The organism is Rhodothermales bacterium, assembly GCA_041391505.1.
GTDB lineage: Bacteria > Bacteroidota > Rhodothermia > Rhodothermales > JAHQVL01 > JAWKNW01.
Window position 1 is genome coordinate 75,566 of the sequence record JAWKNW010000002.1, and the last position, 22,316, is coordinate 97,881.

13 protein-coding genes and 2 tRNA genes are annotated in these 22,316 nt (G+C 63.0%); 6 read left to right on the forward strand and 9 right to left on the reverse strand.

Features of this window, described 5'->3' with window-relative positions; all coding sequences use genetic code 11:
* Window positions 1–13 precede the first annotated feature (13 nt).
* The 3 genes from R2834_02380 to R2834_02390 all read right to left on the reverse strand — a co-directional run bounded on the left by R2834_02380 (window position 14) and on the right by R2834_02390 (window position 3,565).
* Window positions 14–1,375: a macro domain-containing protein gene (locus tag R2834_02380; GenBank protein ID MEZ4699152.1), complete on the reverse strand. Its 1,362-nt coding sequence runs from the start codon at window positions 1,373–1,375 to the stop codon at window positions 14–16.
* Between the two features lie 27 nt (window positions 1,376–1,402).
* On the reverse strand, window positions 1,403–2,425 hold the full coding sequence (locus R2834_02385) for an ROK family protein (GenBank protein ID MEZ4699153.1): 1,023 nt from the start codon (window positions 2,423–2,425) through the stop codon (window positions 1,403–1,405).
* A 273-nt stretch (window positions 2,426–2,698) separates the two neighbouring features.
* Window positions 2,699–3,565, reverse strand: coding sequence for a hypothetical protein (locus R2834_02390; GenBank protein ID MEZ4699154.1), 867 nt, complete (start codon window positions 3,563–3,565; stop codon window positions 2,699–2,701).
* A gap of 308 nt (window positions 3,566–3,873) precedes the next feature.
* Between R2834_02390 and R2834_02395 the strand changes: the two genes are divergently transcribed.
* Window positions 3,874–4,626, forward strand: coding sequence for a hypothetical protein (locus R2834_02395; protein MEZ4699155.1), 753 nt, complete (start codon window positions 3,874–3,876; stop codon window positions 4,624–4,626).
* Between the two features lie 113 nt (window positions 4,627–4,739).
* Here R2834_02395 and R2834_02400 read toward each other — a convergent pair whose 3' ends face one another.
* From R2834_02400 to R2834_02410, 3 genes are all read right to left on the reverse strand, one after another.
* Entirely contained in the window at window positions 4,740–5,486 is a 747-nt protein-coding gene (locus R2834_02400) for a carbohydrate-binding family 9-like protein (protein ID MEZ4699156.1), read from the reverse strand.
* A 47-nt stretch (window positions 5,487–5,533) separates the two neighbouring features.
* Window positions 5,534–6,961: a sulfatase gene (locus R2834_02405; protein ID MEZ4699157.1), complete on the reverse strand. Its 1,428-nt coding sequence runs from the start codon at window positions 6,959–6,961 to the stop codon at window positions 5,534–5,536.
* 77 nt (window positions 6,962–7,038) lie between these two features.
* Complete coding sequence (locus tag R2834_02410; protein ID MEZ4699158.1) at window positions 7,039–8,145, reverse strand: mannonate dehydratase; 1,107 nt, start codon at window positions 8,143–8,145, stop codon at window positions 7,039–7,041.
* Between the two features lie 367 nt (window positions 8,146–8,512).
* Between R2834_02410 and R2834_02415 the strand changes: the two genes are divergently transcribed.
* Complete coding sequence (locus tag R2834_02415; GenBank protein MEZ4699159.1) at window positions 8,513–10,882, forward strand: malectin domain-containing carbohydrate-binding protein; 2,370 nt, start codon at window positions 8,513–8,515, stop codon at window positions 10,880–10,882.
* Between the two features lie 436 nt (window positions 10,883–11,318).
* Complete coding sequence (locus tag R2834_02420) at window positions 11,319–12,653, forward strand: T9SS type A sorting domain-containing protein (GenBank protein ID MEZ4699160.1); 1,335 nt, start codon at window positions 11,319–11,321, stop codon at window positions 12,651–12,653.
* A gap of 200 nt (window positions 12,654–12,853) precedes the next feature.
* Here the strand turns inward: R2834_02420 and R2834_02425 are convergent, their stop codons facing one another.
* Window positions 12,854–13,561 (reverse strand): hypothetical protein, encoded by a 708-nt coding sequence (locus tag R2834_02425; GenBank protein MEZ4699161.1) that lies wholly within the window; start codon window positions 13,559–13,561, stop codon window positions 12,854–12,856.
* 2,118 nt (window positions 13,562–15,679) lie between these two features.
* A tRNA-Leu gene (locus R2834_02430) sits at window positions 15,680–15,763 on the reverse strand.
* Between the two features lie 174 nt (window positions 15,764–15,937).
* On the opposite strand from R2834_02430, the gene R2834_02435 reads away from it, so the two are divergent.
* From R2834_02435 to R2834_02445, 3 genes are all read left to right on the forward strand, one after another.
* Window positions 15,938–17,863 carry a M1 family metallopeptidase gene (locus R2834_02435; GenBank protein ID MEZ4699162.1) on the forward strand — a complete coding sequence of 642 codons (1,926 nt, stop codon included), beginning with the start codon at window positions 15,938–15,940 and terminating at the stop codon, window positions 17,861–17,863.
* A 75-nt stretch (window positions 17,864–17,938) separates the two neighbouring features.
* A complete protein-coding gene (locus R2834_02440; protein ID MEZ4699163.1) occupies window positions 17,939–21,049 on the forward strand; it encodes a two-component regulator propeller domain-containing protein in 3,111 nt (1,036 codons plus the stop codon).
* 116 nt (window positions 21,050–21,165) lie between these two features.
* Window positions 21,166–21,237: transfer RNA gene (locus R2834_02445), tRNA-Asn, on the forward strand.
* A gap of 190 nt (window positions 21,238–21,427) precedes the next feature.
* On the opposite strand, the gene R2834_02450 is transcribed toward R2834_02445, so the two are convergent.
* Entirely contained in the window at window positions 21,428–22,219 is a 792-nt protein-coding gene (locus R2834_02450) for a peptidase E (GenBank protein ID MEZ4699164.1), read from the reverse strand.
* Between the last annotated feature and the right edge of the window lie 97 nt (window positions 22,220–22,316).

Here is a 22,316-nt window from a genome sequence, read left to right on the forward strand (position 1 = left end):
GCCGACGCGGCCATCACGAGCCGGCGGCGAGGAGCCAGACCGCGAGCGCCAGGAACCCGAGCAGCAGAATCGGAAACTTGAGCACGGTCAGCACCTGCAGCCACCACGGCGACGGGGGTCGCTTGCCGGCCGAATCCTTGATCACGCCCTCGGTGATAAACGGGCACCAGTAGTCGCGCACGAAGGCCTCCTGAAAGAAGCCGCTGTGGTCGAGATCGTGGAAACGATCCTTGACGAGCGGCGATTGAAAGCCGAACCGCCCGCTGGATCCATACCCCCAGGTCATGAACTGGGCCAGCACCGGCCAGGTATCGCGCCATCCGCACTCGTTCAGCAGGCGCTGCGTGGGGTATTCGTGCGGGTCGATGACGGTGAGGCGATCCCGAAGCGCGCTCCATCGGAAATCCTGGGGTAACACCGCGCCGCAGAGGATGAGCCGGTTGATGGTGATGCGCGGGTTGCGCTGCAGCACCTCGCCCAGCACGTACGTGCCAAAACTGTGGGCGACGACGGACACCTTGACCGACGCGGGATCGTCGATCACCGCCAGCAGCTTCTCCTCCACCCGTTCGATGACGCGCCGCTTGGCCCACCGGAACGGCAGCAGGAAGCGGACCACATCGAAGTACTCGTAGCCGGTGCTGACGGGGTTGAGCTGGTGATCCTCCTCGCGCAGGATGGCGGTTACGTCGTCGAACCACCGCGCCTCGGTCCGGATGCCGTGGATCATCACCACGAGATGATCCCGGACGATGTGCCCCAGCCAGCCGCTGGCCATGTCGAAGCTTTTGAAGAACGTGCCGTAGGTGTTGCCGGCCATGTCATCCGGGTAGATGTAGATCTCCACGTCGAGCGACGCCTCGCGCGCCGTGAGATCGTCCCGGAGCACGTCCGCCATGACGAGGGCCACATCCTCGGGCGCAAACGCGGCCGCGCCGGTGCCCACGGCGGGGAACGCGATCGAGCTCAGCCCCATGGGCTCCAGCAGCGCCATGGCCTTGCCCACGATCCGCCGGATGGCGGTTCGGGCCTGGTCTTCCGTCGGGAGATGGAGGTCGTCAAACCGGCGGGAGATGGCGTGGAACACATACTGGCAGGGCGCCGGGATGGCGCCGGCGCCGGTCACGACCACGTCGCCGACGTCGTGATGCCCGGCGTATTTCGCCTGCGCATCGAGCTTGTAGGCGTCGCCGGCCGCCCGGTGCAGGGCGCGCGACACGCCGCCCCCCATGTTCAGGCGGTCGTCGTCCGAACTCACCAGCACCTGCGCCCTGGAATCGAGGATGTCCCCGATACGCAGGGTCACGGTCGAATTGCCGATCGTATAGCGTTGCTGGATCTTGCCTTCGGCAACCTGGTCGGGCAACTCGGACATGGGCGTCAGCGGCTCAGCGGTAGGGAATCAGCGAAACATCTCGAGCGCCGCAAACCCCATTCCGAGAGCGCCGGCGGAGTCGCCGGCAGTCGCCCATTCGAAGCGCGTGGTGACGGTCTCGTTGTCGATGGGGCTGGTCCGGTATATCGGCCACGCACGCTCGGTGAATCCTTCCATCACCCAGTCCATGTACTGGTCCCGGAATGACGCCTCCGCCAGCCCGCCGCCGATCACGACGAGCCCGGGGTCGAACACGCGCACCAGATCGGCGATGCCGTAGCCGAAGATGAAGCCCTGCTGTTTGAACAGCTGGATGGCGAGCGCATCGCCCTGGGCCGCGAAATTCCGCAGCTGAAAGGCTTTTTCCTCGATGGAGGTCTCCTGGCCGTTGAGCGGGTGGCCGGCCCATTCCGGCTTCGCCAGCTCGAGTCGGAGCCGCCGGCGCAGCGCCACGAGCGACACCCACGCCTCGACGCAGCCCTTCCAGCCGCACGAGCAGGGCGGCAACGCGCCGTCGTCTTCCTGGAACGGCGACGAGATGTGGCCGACTTCCAGCGCGAGGCCGTTGGCGCCTTCGTAGATCTTCCCGCCGGGCATCACGAGCCCGCCGGCGAGGCCGGTCCCGGGCGCCACATACAGCAGGCTGCCGAGGTGCTTCCGGCGCACCATGTATTCGCCCAGGGCGGCGGCGTTGCCGTCGTTGGTGACGTAGACCGGCATGCCGGAGCGATCGGCGAAGATGTCCTGGATGTTCTTCCCCACCCAGTCCTGCGCCAGGTTGGCGCGTCCCCAGATGACGCCGCCGCTGTTCGCCGCCGGCACGTCGATGCCGGCCGCGCGGATGGCGTCGCGCGTCGTGCCGGCGCTGGCGGCCAGGCGCTGCAAGGCGTCGTTCAGCTGCACGATCGTCGCTTCGTACCCCACCGCGACGCGGCTCGGAACCTCCACGAAGTCGCTGGCCTGCTCTCCGTCGCTGTTGACGAGCACCGACTTGATCGTGGTGCCCCCGATATCCAATCCTGCAAAATAGCGGTCTTCCGTTGTCCCCATGGCGTCCGATGTGATGGTTGAGGCGATCTCTCTAGCAAGATCCGCCCGTCGCCTGAAGATAACGCTGTTCGGGCAAAACCCAATTGCGGAGCGGCAAAGTTCGGCGCCGGCCGCTATGTGTTAAAAAAATAGCATTTTTCTGTAACCCCTTCCGGACGCGCCACGTAAGGACCTACACACTCTTCCGATGAGTGGTTCTAGGAGCACCGGGGCCTCACGCGCAACTCACAGGCCCCGGTGCCTTTTTTTTGGCGCCGGCGGGTGAAGTCGGCCTCAGGGCATCGGCTGCACGCGGCCGTTTTCGGGCATGGCGAGCCGGCTTTCGTCGAACGGTTTCGAGAAGGAAATCTCGTCGGCCCACGCCTCGTTCTTGAAGCCGGTGACCACGCCGTCCACCACGTTGAATCCGCGAAAGCGGGTCGCCACGGTCAGGCCGTCGACGGTCGTGTAGTTCGCGTAGTAGAACAGCGTCTCGCGCACGGGTTCGCCGGCCGCGGGGGGTCCGCCGCCGAAGGTGACGGTATAGCGGATGCCGTCGACCATCGCGGTTTCCTGGTTGAGGTAGAGCGTGTAGGTATCGTCGGGCGAGTCGCCCACGCCGGCGTCGTACGACACCTTCACCACATCGTGCGGCATCCCGTTCAGGGTGTCCTCCGGCAGGACGGTATAGTGCAGACCCGGGTCGGCGAGGATGAAGGGGATGGATTCGAAATAATAGCCGGTCGTCGCCCAGAAACGCGGATTGATGCCCTGCAGGGTGTCCGGACTGATCCAGGCCTTTTCGCCATCCCAGGCAAACCGGCCGCTCGCCGGTCGCGGGGCGTCGGGGGTGCCAAGTTCGAGCAGGTCGTGGTAGATGCGGCGGGAGCGGTTGTCCGCCACGAGGCGCGTCTTGAAGCGGATGTTCGAGCCGGCGTTGGCGTACTCCCACGTGTAGGAGCTGGTCGGCGCGGCAAACCAGGCCTCGAGACCGCCATGAGCGTCGATGGCGCGGAGCAGGAGCCGGCCGCCCTCGGAGGCCTCGAGCCGGGACTGCGCGTCGTTCGCCATGCTGCGGGCCAGGTCGGCGTCGCCCGGGGGCGGCGGTTCACAAGCGGCAAGCGCCAGCACGGCGATGAACAGAACAAAGAGCTTTTGCATGGAAATCGGAGGGTAGGGTGGCGTGATGGCGGGATCGGGACAGCCTCAAACGGCGAACCTTTCGCACAGGGTAACGCCTGAACCCCACGCGACGTTTTCTCCGACGCCAGATCTTTCTTTTCAGGTTTCTTTTCAGGTTTCTTTTCAGGGGGATACGTGGGCACCGCATAGTCTGGCACCCGTTCGCGTACATTGCCGCCCCCTCTTCCCCTCGTGCATCCCTTCCGGTTACCTCTATGCGGGCCTTCTCGACGTGCTGCTTTGCTGCACTCCTTACGCTCACGGGATGCGTTTCAACCCTTCGCGGCGTGGATGTCGACGATTCCGACGTGCTGAACGGCCTCAACGAGCGCGCTGCCGGGCTGTACGGCCGGATCGCCTTGCGCGACGGCACGTCGCTCGCGGCGATCGATCTGCTCGTAGGACATGACTCAACGACGTGGACCGCCGGTACGTCCGGTCTTCGCCGGGTGGATCGATCCTCCATAACGGACATCACGCCGGTCCGTCGGAGCAGACGCAGCACCATCCTCAAGGGCGCTGCCGTCGGGGCCGTCCTCGTGGGGACCGTCTTTGCGCTCTCCTTCGGCGAGTTTTTTATCGTGCCGACCACCCTTGGCGCAACGCTCGGCGGCGTGGGCGGTGCGTTATGGAAGCGGCGCTCGATGCCCGGTGCGGCGACGATCACGCTGGCAGGCGCCGATCCGATCCGGGCCGACCACCTGACCCTCGGTCCCGATTCGGCCTCATGGGCCGAGACCCGCCTGGGCCGCCGGGCCGTGGCGACGTCCTCCCTGTCGCGTGTGGACCTGCCTCGCCGGCTTTCCGTACGACCCATCCTGTTCGGCGCAGGCATCGGGGCGGTGGTTCTGGGGGGAGCGGCGTACATCGGGCTGGTCCGCGAGGACACAGGCTATGAGGCGTACGCCCTCCTGCCGGCGGGGGTCGGGGCCCTGCTGGGCGGAACGGTGGGCGCCCTGGCACGAGGCCCCAGGCGCGTTTACCTGTTCAATCGCGTCGAACCCGATCCAACGCGCACGCCGGGCGACAACAAACCCTGACAGATCAACGGATCGGCTCGGGATCCTGAAGCGAGATCGCGCGAAGCGCCCGTTTGACGCGATCATCCTGCTGTGAAGCCGGTATCGCGTACCGAGACGGGGGTGGCGCGGGGTTACTCGAACACCAGCGTGCCGTAGCGCGTGAATGCGTGGAACGACTCGCCCACCGGCACCCAGCTCCACGTGCTCGACGGTCCCCCGTCGTAATCGACGCGGTAGAAATTGGCCCGCCAGCGCATGCCCGGCCCGGGCGGCACCTGCTGCAAGGGGGTCAGCAGCGTGTAGGGGACGAACACCTCCGCCCGCCAGCCGGCGATGGCGGCGCCCGATAGCGCCGGCCCGCCCTGGATCGATACCGCCTTGCGCGTCATCCTCTCGCCCTCATACTGCCACGGAATCCACCCGAAATACCGGTTTTCGAAGTTGGGAATGAGCAGCGGCAGCTGGTAGCCCAGCGGCGAAATCTCGTATTCGAAGTAGACCGGATAGCGCTCGTCGGTCCAGACGAAGAACTCGTACACGTCTTCCGTCCACAGCTTCAGGTAGTCGCCCTCCAGCGTGGCCGTGAGGAGGCTGTCGGTGCCATCGAACAGCACGTAGAGCCCCGTCTCGGAATACAGCATCTTGACACGGGCTTCGTAGCCGTGCCCGTTGTCGCGGCGAACGGTCAACGGCGTCCACGCGGCGCGGTCCCAGGCGGGGTTGTCGCCGTCGCCGGTGACGGGAAAATCGGCGGTGGAGGGGACGGCCATCCGGGCCTCCGGGACCTCCGTGGGCGTGGGCGGCGAAGGTTCGCAGGCCGTCACCAGCAGCATGCAGGCGGCCAGGACCAGGAAGCGGGTTAGCAATGGGATAGGCATGATTCCTCAGGGGTGGGCGACGTGCTGAAAGACCAAGCGTACCGGGCCTAGTCGGCCGCGATCGGGACCGGCATCCGTGCGCCCGACGCGACGAGCCAGGCGTCGAGCCGGCTCCTGAGCGCGGCGGCTTTTTCGGGCATGTCGGCGGACAGGTCGCGCTGCTCGCCGAGGTCGTCCGAGAGGCGGTAGAGTTCCACGGAGCCGTCGTCGTAGTGCTCGATCAGTTTGTAGTCCCCTTCCCGGACGGCCCCGCCGAGCCGGTTTTCGCCGTGAAACGCGTAGTTCGGATAGTGAAAAAAGAGCGCGTCGCGCCGGAGCGGGCCGGAGCGGGTGAGGATCGGAAGCAGGCTTTCGCCGTCGAGCGGGCGGTCTGGGGCCGGAGCCAGGCCGGCGGCCTCCAGGATCGTCGGGTAGAAGTCCATGCTCACGACCGGCTCGGGCGAGACGGTGCCGGCGGGGATTTTACCGGGCCAGCGCACGATCAGCGGGACGCGGAGCCCTCCTTCGTAGAGATGCCCCTTCGCTCCCCGGAGCGGCGCGAGGTCGGCGACCCCGCCGTAGGCGCCGTTGTCCGATGTAAAGATCACCAGCGTCTCCTCGGCGAGCCCGAGCGCGTCCAGCTCGGCCAGGACGCGGCCGACGGCGGCGTCCATCGCCTCGATCATGGCGCCGTAGCGCTGGCTCGCGTCGAGGCCGTCCCCGTGGTCGGTGAAGCCGGGACGCGCCGTGTATTTCGCGACAAGCGCCGCCGGCGCCTCCATCGGCCAGTGGACGGTATAGGGCCAGAGGGCGACAAAAAAGGGCTGCGTCTGGTGGGAGCGCATGAAGGCGACGGCTTCATTCGCCAGCCGATCCGTCAGGTATTCGCCGGCGCGCCGGTCCGCGATGGCCGGATTGCGATAGGGGTCGAAGTAACTCGGCGGCCCGCCGAAGCTGACGCCGCCGACGTTGAGGTCGAACCCCTGAAACTCGGGCCGGCGTCCGGGCTCGACGGAATCCATCTCATCGTTTGTCCCCGAGAGGTGCCATTTGCCGATGAAGGCGTTGGCGTAGCCGGCCTCGCGGAGCCGCTCGGCGATCGTGACGTGGTCGAGCGCGAGGTAGTTGTACATCTCCGCGGCGCGGAGGGTGGCGCCCGGCGGCTGGAACTGCGCCTGGTCGCCCGTGATGTGGTTGGTTATGGCCAGACGCGCCGGCGAGAGGCCGGTCATCACGGCCGCCCGCGTCGGCGAGCAGACCGGGGCCGCGGCGTAGGCGTCGGTGAACCGCATCCCCTCGGCGGCGAGGCGGTCCAGAACCGGCGTATCCAGCAGCGGATTGCCCTGGACGCGCAGGTCCATCCACCCCAGATCGTCGATCATGATGAGGACGATGTTGGGGGGACGCTGGGGGGCCGGCCGACAGCCGGCGAGGAGGACGCTCGCCAGGAGGACGATCGCGAGGCGTCCCGCCGCATCGATAGAGCGTAGTGTCATGTAAAACGGAGGCGCTGTGTGCATGCTCTGGTTTTTCGTCGAACCGGAGGCGGTGGGGTTTATGGGGGGCGGATCAGCTACGCCCCCATCGCCTGAATCAACGCTTTTATGTAGCCAAAACAAAACGCGTGTCCCTGGAGCGCGCTCGCCGGATCGTCGTGCTGGGGGATGTGGTCCGGCATGACCATCCCGTCGTAGCCGACGTCGCGCAGCGCCTTGATGACCTGGACAAAATCCATGTCCCCGTTGTCGGGCCACACCTCCTGGAAGTCGTTCCACCCGCCCTTGATGTTGCGCAGGTGGATGTTGAAGATCTGGCCGCGCCGGCCTATCCATTCGATGATCGGGAGGATCTCCGTGCGGGGATCCGTCAAGCCCTCCGCCGTTGACCCCAGGCACAGGTTGAAGCCGTGCGAGGGGCTGTCGTAGAGCTGGGCGAAACGCCGGATGCCTTCGCGGACGTCCGGACTGTTCCAGCGGCTGATGCCCCGGTACCCGATCGGCGTGGGGGGATCCGCGATGTGGTTGCCGAGCCGCACGTTGTACTCCTCCGCCACCGGGAGCACCCGGTCCAGGAAATACGTGATGCGGGCGTAGAGCTCGTCCAGATCCACCTGCCCCGCCACGGTCAGCTCCGCATCCATGCCTCGCTGGAGCGCCTCCTCGTAGTTCCAGGTGGAATACCGCGAGTTGCCCCGACCGGGATCATTCGTTCTGCCGGTGCGGATGACAGGGAGGATCGTCGTGTTGTACAGCAGGAGACGGACCTCGCTCTTCGCGGCGACCTGGATCATCTGCTGGATCATCTCGATCTCCCGATCCCGCTCCGGATCCTTCGCGAGCATGATATGCGGCGTCGCCACCCGGTCGATGCCGGCGGACGTCAGCGGCAGGTGATAGGCGACGACGCGGATGCCGTAGGCGCCGGCCGCATCCACGATGCGCAGCGAGTCGTCGAGGTCCCACCCGACGCCCTCGATGAGGCGCGGGCTCCCGGCGTCCATGTGGTAGACGCCGTGGCGGGCCAGGAACTCGAGATTCTCCTTCGTGACCCCGCCGTGCTGGCATCCCACCTTCATGCGCGCCGCGGGTCGGCCCTGCGCCCTTCGGGTTGCATAGTCACCCGCGCTGACGGCGGCGATGGATCCCCCGGCGGCGACCCGGACAAAGTCTCTGCGTTTCATCGTGTTCACCTAATTCGCGGCGGGCGTTTCGCACAAACAGAAACGCTGCACGGTGACCGTGACGCCGAACTACCCCGATCTGAAGGGGTCGAGACGAACACGGGGATCGGCCCATCGATTCGCAGGCGGAAATAGCCCGTGACTGCGCCATAGGGCTCAAGGTAATCCCCTCTCCCTTGCTCGGCAACATGCATGCAGTCTCGCGAGTGGGGTTTCCCGTATGCGCCACCTGTACACGGCCCCCCGGCGCTCCCCATGCGCGATACCAGGTGCCTTGCTCCGGAATCGCCTTGCACCTTGATCCCATTCGACGCGGCATCCAGTATGCTGGGTACACACCTAACCACGCCCCCCTGGAGACCAAGCCATGTCTTTTCCAAGCACGTGCGACTTCAGGGCCATCCGATGCCTGTTTCTTTCGGTTCTCCTGGGATGCCTGTTCGGCACACCGGGAAAAAGCCAATCGCTCGACTACGCCTTTGCCGTCGGCGCATCTCACACGTACGACAATTACTCCTATGCCAACGGCCTGGCCGTCGACCGGGACGGCAACACGTTCATCACAGGCACCCTGGAGCATATCAATCTGCCGTCTACGTACGACTTCGACCCGGGCCCGGGCGAATACATCCTCACAGGCAAACCGTCGACGGGATGTATCGAGGATACGTATCTCGCGAAATACGATCCTTCAGGCCAGATCCTGTGGGCCTTCGTAATCGGTGGTCCCTCCTGCGACCGGGGCCATGAAGTTGACGTTGACGACGAAGGGAATGTGTACATCGCCGGCCGGTTTAACGGAACAGTAGATTTCGATCCTGGCCCGAACGAATATCTCCTGACCGGCGAAAATTTCAAGGCCGGCTACCTCGCCAAATATGCTCCGGACGGCACGTTTCTGTGGGCCATCGGCCTGAGTGGTGCCTTTGAGATCGCAGATATCGCCCTCGCACGGGATGGGGACGTCTACGTAGCCGGCGATTTTTCCGGAGACATGGACCTCGACCCAGGCGAGGAAGAATATTTGATTTCGAGTGCGGGCAGCAACGACCTTTTCTTTGCGAAATACGATCGCCAGGGAGGTTTTCTGTGGGGACACCGCATCGGTGATGTTGGCTTCGATCGCGGTATTGCCATCGGGATCGACGCACAGGACCACCTTCTGGTGGGCGGCGTTTTCACCGGTACCATCGATGTCGCCCGCGGCAACCAGATCATCTCACTGACCGCTGGCGCCGGCCAGGACGTGTTTATGGTCAGTTACGACCGGAATGGCCGCCATCGCTGGAGCACACATCTCGGCGGGGAGAAGGCCATGGCGCTGAAAGACCTGGAGATCGACGCGTCCGATGGCTTCTATGTGACCGGATGGATGAGTCCTGATGACCCAGTCGATTTTGACCCGGGTGCTGGTGCGTTCATCCTGTCGAGCACCACACAGAGTGGCTTTATCGCCCACTACGCGTCCAACGGCGACTTTCTCATGGCGATGAAATACGGAGAAGGAGGGAGTGTGCTGAATAGCGCGGAAGTCGACGTTTCGATGCGGGGAGAACTGTATGTCGCGGGCACGATGGTCGGGGAGACCGACTTCGATCCCGGGCCGGCAGCATGGTTGTTGGGCAGCCGTTCCTCTGAAGACGCTTACATCGCCAAATATTCTGCGGAAGGAAAACTGGTCTGGGCCTTTGAGATCAGCGAAGCGTGGTACGGCATGTATGTCGAAGGGTTTGAAGTGGACGATTTCGGGGTCATCCATCTGGCAGGTCACTTTGGCGGTGCCTTTCAGAACTTGCTGGATTTCGACCCCAGCAACACCTCGTATATCGTAGACTACATAGGCGAAAGCCAGGACATCTACCTCGCCCAGTATCGCGATCCGCAGCCGCTTTATCGCGTGAACGCCGGCGGCGAAAAGATCCCTGCCGATCTTATCGACTGGCAGCGGGATACCAGATCCACCCCCTCGTCTTTCTTGCTGGCTACTGGCTCGAACAACAAAACCGGTAGAAATCAGCAGCCCTTCCTCAATCCCACGCCGGTGCCTGATGCGCTTTTTCAAAGCTATCGTTGGGATCCTCGCGAATCCCCGGAAATCCCCATGAACTGGGCATTCCCGGTCGATGAAGGCGACTACACCGTGTGCCTCCTGTTCGTTGAAGGCGAAGAGACGTACTGGAGCGCGGGCGCACGCGTCTTCGACGTCGTCGCCGAAAACGTCGTGGCCGTGAATGATCTGGACATCTACGCAGAAACCGGCGGCGCCACGGCCCTTCGCTCGTGCTTTTATACACAGGTGACCGACAACGCGTTGGATCTATCGCTGAGTCCGGAAATGGCATACGGTCGCCCGCTGATCAGCGGAATCGAGATCACCAACGTTACGGCCTCGGTCTCGCGCGCGACCAGCGCCAACGATCCCGCGGAGTTCGCTCAACCGGACACGCGTTCTGGGTCGAGCCTCGAGGTGCCTGTCGCGACCCGGCTGGAGCGCAATTTCCCGAATCCCTTCAATCCGTCCACCGTCATCCGCTTCTCATTGCGGGAATCCGCCGCGGTGCGGGTACAGGTGTACGACCTGCTCGGGCGCGAAGTCGCGCGCCTGGTAGACGGGGTGCGTGACGCCGGCAGCCACGAAGTAACCTTCAACGCCGGCGACCTGCCGAGCGGGACCTACCTCTACCGCCTCGAGACGCCGGCAGGCAGCTTCGTGCATCGGATGGTGCTGGTGAAATGAACCCGGCGTTGCACCGTTTGACATCCAGACGCTGATTTGCACCATGACAGCGCGCTGGATCAACGCGAACTGACGTTTGACACGGCCTTAGATCAAGCAATCTCCCTAACCCTCCCCCTGTCACATCCTGTTGGATAACCGTTTTACACATTCCCCCCTGAGGAATCAGGCATCATGCTATACAATCTGCTTAACTCGATCAGAACACTCAGCTACGGAATCGCCCTCACGATCGTCATGGTATCGACCAGCGGGGAGGCCCACGGTCAAGCAGGCACCAAGTTGATTGCGAACGATGGCGCAGAAGGCGACCGTTTTGGACGGTCGGTATCCGTCTGGGGCGATACAGCCTTTATCGGAGCTCCGGTGGACGATGACACGGGATCGGCCCGGGATCCGTCTACATTCTTGAAAATAGGCAGGGGATTGGGTACAGGTGGGCAAGTTGACCGCGAGCGACGGGGGTCTCAATGATTTATTTGGTTCATCGATCGCCCTTGTCGGCGACCGAGCGATCATCGGCGCACCGGGCGACAGTCAGGACACACCGTTTGAGTACGAAGGTCAAGGGTCGGCATACATCTTCGAACGACGTGGAAACGAGTGGATCGAAGTCGCCAAGCTAGTGGCCAGCCAAGGCGCCTTACGGGGAGGCTTTGGAGGCGCTGTAGCGCTGTCAGGCGATCGCGCTTTGATTGGTGCATCTGGCTACGGTTTCGGGGGTAACCCTGGGGCCGCGTATCTGTTTGAACGCAAGGGTCGTGCCTGGATTCAAGTAGCCAAACTAACGGCCAGCGACGGTGAAGCCCGGGACAAGTTCGGGCATTCCGTTGCGCTTTCCGGCGCTCATGCATTGATCGGTGCGCCCGAAAACACGAACCACGGGCGAGCTTCAGGGGCCGCGTACCTTTTCGAACCCGAGAATGGCTCATGGCGAGAGGTCGCAAAGTTGGAACTGCCGGTGCTGAATGGCGGTGCACGTCGGGCGCAATTTGGGGTCTCGGTCTCTCTCGAAGGAGAAAAGGCGCTGATCGGGGCTCCCTGGAGCGAAGTGATGCCAGCCAGCGGTAATTCGCACGGCGCAGCCTATGTCTTCGCGCTGACTGATGACACATGGGAGCAGGTCGCCCAACTGCAAGCGAGCGATGCCTCACCGGGCGATCTCTTCGGCTCCTCCGTGACGATGTACGGCGGGCATGCGCTCATCGGAGCCATCGGTGCTGACGAGACAGCCTCGGATACCGGATCGGCTTATGTATTCGAATGGACGGGAGGCATGTGGACACAAGTCGCCAAGCTGATCGCAGGCGATGGCGAACCGTACGACGGATTTGGAAGTAGCGTCGCCCTGTCCGCAAAAAATGCCCTGATTGGAGTTGCAAACAACGATGAGGCCGGCAAAGATGCCGGCGCGGCCTATATATTCGATTTCCCTGTCGATATCAACGTTGGCCATATTTCCAGCGTGAGTGGTCGCATGGACGATGGACCCGGACAAGCAATGGGCCCGATCAACAACCGGACTCACAATTATCCGAACCCATTCAATCCAACCACTACCATCACCTTCGCTTTGTCCGAGCAGGCCCAGGTGCGCCTGACCGTCTATGATATGCTGGGCCGAGAAGTCGAGCGCCTTGTCGATAGCATACAGGAAGCCGGCAGCCACGAAGTAACCTTCAATGCCGGCGACCTGCCGGGCGGGACCTACCTATACCGCCTCGAGACGCCGGCAGGCAGCTTCGTCCAGCAAATGGTACTGCTCAAGTAATTCCCGAAAGGTGTAAACTCCATTATCAGCTACCTCGGTGCCGAAAGGTCATGGCATCGGGGTAGCTGATGCCATTTCGCGTGGGATCACGCGGGGAAGGCGGACCCCCTTAAATCTGGATTCGTGTGCTCATGACTCCAGATTCCCACACGTTGGAGAATCAGGCAAATCCGGGGCAGTTCACTGGCATGCCGAACAGATCACTTGCTCATTCGCTTCTTACCTATTGTGTTGGTTTTTACCCAGCCCTTTGATTCACCTGAGCATATTTGGGTGAAGTCACCTTGAGTGCGGTATGTAACCACGTCCACGCCTGCGTTGAGATGGAGCATCATTGCACTATTCGTGTTGGCGAGCGTGTATACGGGCGTATTGCTGGCTACGACAACCCGCAATTGATCCGCCTTATAGGAGCTATCCGAGCAATCGAGGCGCCCGCTAGCATCGGCCTCGCTTGCCTTGGCTGACGCTACCGATCCAAGGTCTCCACCACCAATCAGTACAGTGTATTGAGCAAATGCATCGTCAACGAGGGCCTGGATCTGCTTGCCGGTGAATGAATCCTGGCGCTCAACTCCGAATGCATTAGAGCTATACGAACGCGGGCTGATAGTTACACTGGTTTTCCCGTCCATTGCCTCGCGAATGAGGAAACTCAATTCAAATCGACCATCACCCACAAGTGCAGCGGCAATCGTACTCAGGGGTTTCTCGCCTTTGATCATGCCAACCTGGATAGCCGAGACATCAACGGAATAACCGTTTGCCTCCAGCAACTGCACCGCAGCCTGTTGCGCTTCTGTAGCGGACTTATTGTAGATCCTCGTGCGTGTGTCCTGAGGTACGTTGGTTGTTGTCGCGCACCCTATGGACCATACAAGGGCAGCAAGTAAAAAGAGATGACGCATAAGAATGAACTGCGCTGGTGAGATGTCGGTTGATCATCGACGATCAATCGTCGCACACCACAATGCATGCGGACACATCACCCCCCACAACAGCAGTTCGCTCGTAGGATCGCCCAGGATGCGCTGGTTGCGCTCGACATGCAGCCGCGCCGCCTTCCCTCCCCAACGTACAGAGCCCGCAGGAGATACACAGCGGCCTTGAAGGCGCTCAGGCGGACGCGTAGCGGCTCGGAGTCCCACACGAGGGTCAGCTTGTCCTCCTCCCCTTCCGTGTGTGGCCTGGGAAGCCCGTGGCGGGCGCAGAGGCGGTAGATGTCGGCGGCTTCGGTTCGGCGCATGCTGGAAGGAAGCATGCGGGGGAGGTGTTTCAAATTCCGCACAGATACGGATTCGCGGCGAAAATCATAAGCAAATCAATTAACCCGCGTCTGCGACTGAGTTGCTGACAGTTTAGGCGCGGAGGCGTGTTGTATCTAATTAGGTTGCCCCTGAGAATAATCTCGCGATCGTCATGGCAAACACAAGGACTGTTCTTCGTCTTACAACTGCCGTAATTTCTTTTTGATTGGACTGGGACTAATTTGGGTAGCTGGCGCCATAGGCGCTGTCATTGCCGTCTTCGGGATAGGAGACGATAATTATGCAATGGTGTTCTTTGCTGGACTGAGTGGGCTGGCAGCAGCGATTTTCTTTTTTAGAAATGGTGCCGGTTGGCGCTATTCAGTTCATTTATCAGGCAAGCTTTGGGGATTCCTAGATGAAACGACGCGTGAACTGAGGTCTGACGAGTAACTCGCCGGATGGATGTAGCACCACAGCTAGCAGCAGACGTTCGGGCGATTACCGCAGGATTTGAGGGCGGGATAAGCAGCAAGGCTTTGTGTCCATCCGTCATACCGCAACGACCCCCATACATAACACGTCATTCCAGTATAATTCATATGCATCGACTCGCACTCCTCTGGGCTTGCATCGTATTTTCTAGTTGCCTCTTTGGATGCGATGCCTTGTCGGGATCCAGTACCAGATCACAGATACGGTACTCCGCCAAGGGTTCCGCGACGGCGGAGGTCAATATAACCTACATGGACGCGTCTGGGGAGATCATCCGACTTGATCGAATCTCGCCACCATGGGAGTACACGTTCGATGCGGAAGATGGATCACAACTCCTTTACATCGGTGGGCAGTTGATGACCGGTTCAAGTGTGCTGTTTGAAATCTACATCGACGATATCTTCAGGTCATCTCGCACTCTGACTCGCAGGCTTGACACTGGCGGTACTACAGCCTGGGGCGACTCGGTATCTGTTCTCTTGAAGTATCATCTGGTGAGCGGGAGAGATGGCACGACGTTGTTACAGACGCCGACCGGTCTCGACACTTTGGCCGTCCAAGACTTTACCTTACAGGAGGGCCCCGCATGGATCGAACGTCGGGAATTTGCCGTGACGCCCGGATTCGAATCTTTCCTACGCGCAGACGTAGGCCAGCTTGTTCAAGGATTCGGGTGCGTCTCGCTAGATATTTCCTTTGAGCCAATCCCAGGCAGGACAATTGTACTCACGCATACGAATCAATGCGAGCTGGGGCCAATGACATTTTCGGTGCAAGCCGAGGTGCCTGGGTATTAACTCGTATTCATTTGACGTAATTGAGAAGTGAGGGCGGCCACTGAGGCGACTCGTGGCCGTCCAAGCATCCGCCGCAGAAAAGGCTAGTTTCGCCCCTTCCTCGCCCTACACGCCCTCTGTTTGCAACTATCCGAGCAGTACCTCCTCCCCTTCCCTACCGGCTCCGAACACCCCGTCCAGGCGCACACTCGCGGGTTATCGACCGTCTACCTACCCTTCTCCCTTCGTTCCGCATCGGCCTTCCTGAGGCACTCCGGGTGATACCGCTTCTGCTTCCCGGTGTGCGACTGCCCACACCATATGCACGGGTAGGCGATCAGTCCACGCTTTAGTTTGTCTGCCCCTTCCCCAGCCCGAGGAGCTTCGGGCGCTTCACCAGCTGGGTGCAGACGTTTCCCAGGAGGTTCTTGTCTACCGCCTGCTTCACTGTTTGCCCCAAACGCAAAACGCCGGCTCTGAACCAGAGCCGGCGTTTGAACCGTTGTGCCCAAGAATGGACTCGAACCATCACGAGGTTGCCCCCACTACGCCCTGAACGTAGCGCGTCTACCAATTCCGCCACTTGGGCTGCTTAAACGGGGCGCCATAATACAAACGACACAGCGCCTCGCGCAACAATGTCGGCTCTTACGCATGACCCCGGAACGGGATTCCATCAAATCTATAAAAATGCCGGCCCTACGTTTACCCACAGGCCCACCGCCCGCATTTTTCGATTCCCGATCTCCGATACACGATCCGCATGCACCGCTTCAGCCTCCTCCTCGCCGCCCTCCTGCTCCTGACCGCACCCGCGACGGCCCAGACCCGCCGGCCCGTCCCCTACCCTGTTATCCCGTCGGTCCAGTTCCAGCGCGGCCTCGATGCCGGCACCCGGACGGTAACCGGCCGGCCCGGACCCAACTACTGGCTGAACGCGGCCGACTACACCATCTCGGCCACCCTCGACCCGCAGACGCGCCGCGTCCGCGGGGAGTCGAGCGTGCGGTACCACAATAATTCGCCGGACGCGCTGACGGACGTGTTCGTGCACCTCCACCAGAACCTCCATGCCCCGGGCGCCATCCGCAACCGGCCCCAGAAGCTGACGGACGGGATGCCGGTGTCGCTCGTCCGCGTCGAAGGGACGGACATGGCGGAGGCCGAGGGCTTCCTGCGCGGGCCGGGCTACCGCATTCAGGGCACCGTGATGCAGATCCGCCTCGCGGAGCCGATCCCCGCCGGCGGCGAAGCCACGCTCGAATTCGCGTGGGACTTTGAAGTCCCGGAAGCCGGCGCCCCCCGCATCGGCACCGACGGCGACATGTTCTTCGTCGGCTACTGGTACCCGCAGATCGCGGTCTACGACGACGTCAACGGCTGGAAGGCCGATCCCTACATGGGCAACGGCGAGTTCTATGCGGATTGGGGGACCTTCGATGTCCGCCTCACGCTCCCCGAAGGCTGGGTGATGGACGCGACCGGCGTGCTCCAGAACCCCGAGGAGGTCCTCTCGGCGCAGACCCGCGAGCGCCTGGCGCGGGCGGCGACGTCGGATGACATCGTGCACGTGGTGACGGAGGCCGACCGCAAGGCCGGCGTATCCACCGCCGACAGCCCCGACGGCCATCTCACCTGGCATTTCAAGGCCGAGCAGGTGCGCGACTTCGCGTTCGGCGCCTCGGCGAGCTACCTGTGGGACGCCACCTCGGCCGTCGTGGGCGACCGCAACGGCGACGGCACGCCGGACCGCAGCGGCATCAACGCCTTCTACCGGCCGAACATGACCACCTGGCAGCGCTCCGCCGAGTTCGCCAAGTTCTCCATCGAGTACCTGTCGAAGATGTTTATGCCCTACCCGTATCCGCACATGACCACCGTCGAGGGCGTCATCGGCGGCGGGATGGAGTTTCCGATGCTGACCCACATCGGCGGCGGGCGCAACGACCGGTCCCTCTTCGGCGTGACGTTCCATGAAATCGGCCACATGTGGTTTCCGATGATCGTCGGGCAGGACGAAAAGGCGTTTACCTGGATGGACGAAGGCCTGACGTCCTACAACACTAACGAGGCCGAGCGCGACTTCTGGAACGATTCCACCGCCTGGGCACCGGAAAACCAGGGCTACTACCGCATCGCCGGCACCGGGCGCGAGGTCGAATCCATGCGCCACGCCGACGAATACCCGCCCAACTCGCCGGCCCGCGGCATCGCCTCCTACAGCAAGCCGGCCGTGACGCTGCACGCCCTCCGCGGGCTCGTCGGGCAGGAGGCCTTCACCACCGCCTACCGCGAATACGCAAACCGCTGGATGTGGAAGCATCCGCAGCCGTACGACCTCTTCAATACGTTTGAGGATGTCCTGGGCATGGATCTCGACTGGTTCTGGACGCCCCTGCTCTTCGAAACCTGGACGCTCGACCAGGCCATCGCATCGGTCGATGTCTCGAACGAAAACGTCCGCGTCACCGTGGTCGACAAGGGCCTCACCCCGATGCCCCTCCCCGTCCGCGTCACCTACGCCGACGGCCGCACCGCGGACCAGACCGTCCCGGTAGAAACCTGGCTCGCCGGTGAACGCACCGCCGTGCTCACCTTCGAACCCGGCACCGTCACCCGCGTCGAGATCGACCCCGGCGCCTTCCTCCCGGACGTCGACCGCGAAAACAATCGGTGGCTCAACGAATAGCCCCCCTATAGTCCCCCCCCATCCGGCCGATACCCTCCCCGGTATACCCCGCATCTCCCTACCGGCTGAGACGTGATGGCATCGCGCCCCTTCTGGCGCGTACGTGCGTGGCGCGTATGCGCGATCCTTGGCTTACTCCTGGCATCGGCGCCCGCCGGAGCCGGCGCGCAGCACTACGTGTCGCGCACCTACGGCGTGGAGGAAGGGCTCGTGCAATCGCAGGTGAACGCGTTTTTCCAGGACAGCAAGGGGCACCTCTGGATCGGGACGATGGGGGGCGTGAGTCAGTTCGACGGCATCTATTTCGTCAATTCGACCGTCGAGAACGGCCTGTCGGGTAACCAGGTCACCGCCTTCACCGAGGATGCCGACGGCCGCATCTGGATCGGCACCGACCGGGGGATCACGGTCTATGTGAATGACCGCTTCCACCGCATGCCGCTGGAGGGCGAGCTGGGTACCGCGTTCGTCACCGACCTCCTGCGCACATCCGACAATACCATCTGGATCGCCACGACGGCCGGTCTGGGCCGGTATCAGGACGGCCATCTCCTGCGCTACACCACCGAGGCCGGCCTGCCCGACAATGTGCTCCTCGCATTGAACGAAGGGCCGGATGGGAGGCTCTGGATCGCGACGCGGGACGGCTTCTGCAGCCTCGAAGCCGGCTACCGGTTCGACTGCCACCACCCCGAGGCCCTGCTACCCGCCCGCCAGATCGACGACATCCTCGTCGACCGGGATGGCCGTGTGCATATCGCGTCGTTCAGCGGGACCGCGGTGATGGAAGACGGAACGATCACCGTCACCAACGACGCCATGCAGCTGCCGGTCGACCGGACCACCGTCCTCCTGATCGACGACGAGGGCGCCATCTGGGCCGGCACCGACGGCGGCATCACGCGCAGGGAACGCAGCGGCGAGACCACCGTCGTCAGCAAAAGCGCCAACCTGCTCGTCCGCGCCCTCTTCGAGGACCGTGAGGGCAACATCTGGGCGGGGACATCCGGGCAGGGGGTGATCCAGTTGCGACACACCGCCTTCACGCAACAGAACGCGCCGCTGGGGATCGACGAAGACGTGATCCTGGCCGTCCATGAGGACGCGCTCGATCGGCTCTGGATCGGCACCCTCACCCAGGGCGCTTTCGTTCGGGATGGCGACGCTCTGCGACACTACACCGCGGCGGACGGGCTGGCTTCGAACCACGTCCGTGCCTTTGCGCGCGATGCGCGCGGCGACATGTGGATCGCCACGGCCGGCGGCGTCAGCCGGCTCCATGCGGGGCGCTTACTCCCGCCGATGCTTACCAACTACTATGTCTACACCGTGCTCGCCACGTCGACCGGCGCGGTATATGCCGGCTCGATAAACGGCCTCGCTCGCATCGACGGCGAGGCCATCATCCCGATCCGCACGACCACGCCGGCGATGTCGACGATCGTCTACACCCTCCGCGAGGACGAGCGGGGCGTCCTCTGGGCCGGCACGTCGCGCGGACTGGGCTACATCGAGGGAGATTCGCTCGTCCTGCTGCCGGCGCTGGCCGACATCCCCGTGGCGAGCATCACCCCCGAGGCCGACTCCCTCCTGTGGCTCGGCACGCAAGGGTATGGCGTCCTCCGTTTCGACCGGCATCGTGGTGTCGTGCGCGACACCATCAGCACAGCGGATGGGCTCAACGGCGGCACCGTCTATTTCACCGTCAGCGACGCGGACGGCTACCTGTGGATCGGCACCAGCCGCGGGGTCAACCGCTTCGACGTGGGGCATTACCGCGACGCGGGCGAGATCATGATCCGCTCCTTCGGCAAGTTCGAGGGCATCATCGGCGTCGAGACCAACATGAACGCGGCGGTGGTCGACACCCGGAATCGGCTCTGGTTCGGGACCATCCTCGGCCTGATGCAATACGACGCGAGCGTCGCGCCCCAGAAAACCGCCCCTCCGCCCATCCACGTCAACGAGATCCGGCTGTTCTGGGAGCCGTTCACCCCGAAGGCCGACGCAACACCCACGTTCGACCACGACCAGAACCACATCACGTTCGACTATCACGGGCTGAGCTTCACCAACCCCGAGTTGTTGCGCTACCAGTATTACCTGGAAGGGTTCGACGACGGCTGGCTCCCGCTTACCGAGAGCCGGACGGCCACCTACGCCAATCTTCCTCCGGGCGACTATACGTTTCACGTCCGCGCCCGGAGCAACGCCGGGGTGTGGTCCGATACGCCGGCGACCTACCGGCTCGTCATTACGCCGCCATTCTGGCTACGCCCCTGGTTCATCGCGCTGAGCAGCCTGGGCGCGCTGGCCCTCGTCTTCGGGATCGTCCAGCTCCGCACCTACGCGCTCAACCAGCGGCGGAAGCGGCTCGAGGAGATGGTGACGTCGCGCACCGCCGAGCTGGAGCGGACGCACACCGAACTGCTCGCCACGCGCGAGAAAGCGCTCGCCGCCGCGCAGGCGAAGACCAATTTCATGGCCGCCATCACCCACGAGCTGCGCACCCCGATGAACGGCATCATGGGGATGAACGACCTGCTTTTCACCACCGACCTGGACGGGGAGCAAAAAGAGTATGCCGCCACCATCGCCGACTGCAGCCGGAGTTTGATGGAGATCATCGAAAACCTGCTCACCTTCTCCGACCTCGCCGGCAGCCAGCGCGAGGTGTCCATCGAGCATCTGGATATGAACGATCTCCTGATCGACGCGATCGGCCCCATCCGCCGCGACGCCGAGATCAAGGGGCTCGACCTGCAGGCACATGTCGCACCCGACGTGCCCGAAGCGTTCGAGGCGGACCGCCGGCATCTGCTGCAGATCCTGAACCAGCTCCTCGGCAACGCCGTCAAGTTCACCGAGCGGGGGATGGTGCGGCTGGATGTCCGCCGCGTACGCCCGCCCGAGGGCGCGCTGAGCGACACCTGGCTGCAGCTGGCCGTGCAGGACACCGGCATCGGGATGAGCGAGGAGCAGATCGCCCTCGCATTTGAAGCCTTTTCGCAGGCGGACATGTCGCTCACCCGAAAATTCGGCGGCACCGGCATCGGGCTGGCGCTGGCCAGCGAACTCACCGCCCTGCTCGGCGGCCACCTGCAGGCCAGCTCGCGACCGGGCAAAGGTTCGACGTTTTACGTGACCATCCCGGTGGACGTCCCGGCCGATGTCGGCGCGGGTTGAGTGAAGATTGGCGTAAGCCGGCCGGGATCTTGCGTGCGGCCAAAAGCAGGTTGTATTTTTTTGCCCCGACACGGAAACCCCGCCCGGCGGTTTCCGGTTTATACGCCTCCCGTTGATCCTCGGTAGCTCAATGGCAGAGCATTCGGCTGTTAACCGAAGGGTTGTAGGTTCGAATCCTACCCGGGGAGCCTGAGAAGCCCGAAGCGTCATCACGATGCTTCGGGCTTTTTTACGTAGGATACCACGCGATGACGGCTCAATTCCGGAACGGGCGCTACGCAACCCGGCATGGATGTACGATGCGGGGTTTCTCCTCGAAAAAGCGCGTCATGGATGGGGGCGCCGGCATCTGATGATCGGCTACGGCATCTCCGCTAATCACGGCCAGGCCGGCGGGAGCACGACGTGGGGCAGCGCGGTCTCTTGAATTTCGCCTCCAGCCAGGGTGACAAAATAGGCGTTGCTTTTTTCATCGAGCGCGACGACCTGTTTGACCTCCCCGTTCTCGAAGTATATCCCCGCGCGGTCGTCGCACGCGTAGCCGGGCTTAAATTCTCCTCGTTTGATCTTCGACCAATAGAGCGGTTTTCGCTCCCCTTCGGCGTCGTAGTGCGGACAGTGGCTTCCTTCGATCAAACCCAGGCCTTCCACGGTGGTCAGTTCGCCCGGCCGCGAGTCGGTGGTGCCGTGCTCGAACCAGCACAGCGAACCCGCACTTCCTCCGCCCAGCACCACCCCGTTCTCCCACGCCTTGCGCAGCGCGAGATCGATCCCCTGTGCCTTCCAGATCGCCATCATATTCAGCGTGTTACCCCCTCCCACAAGGATCGCGTCCATCCGGGCAAACACGGTCTCGAAGGACTCTTTCTGGCTGTAGGATGAAATAAACGAGCGCTGCACGAAGGGTCTGATCGGCAGGTCGGCACATGTCTCGAACCAGCGCATGACGTAGCCGGTCGCATCGCCGGTTGCCGTGGGCAGAAAGCAGATCCGGGGATTGGTTTTGCCGGTCAGCGAGGCGGCGTATTTCGTAAAGCCTCGATCAAAGTCCCCCCCGTAGACCAAGATTTTCCTGACGGCGGAAGGTGCGGGTTCAGGTCGCGACCCGGGAAGCGGCAGCATCGCCGCCGGCACGACCGCGGCCGTTTGCAAAAAGTCTCTACGTTTCATGATTCACCCCATGGGCGTTTGCGATTTCTGCCGGCGGCACTGCGCCGGCGCTCTACCTTGACGCGTTTTATCGCCCAGCCGTTTACATCGGCATCGC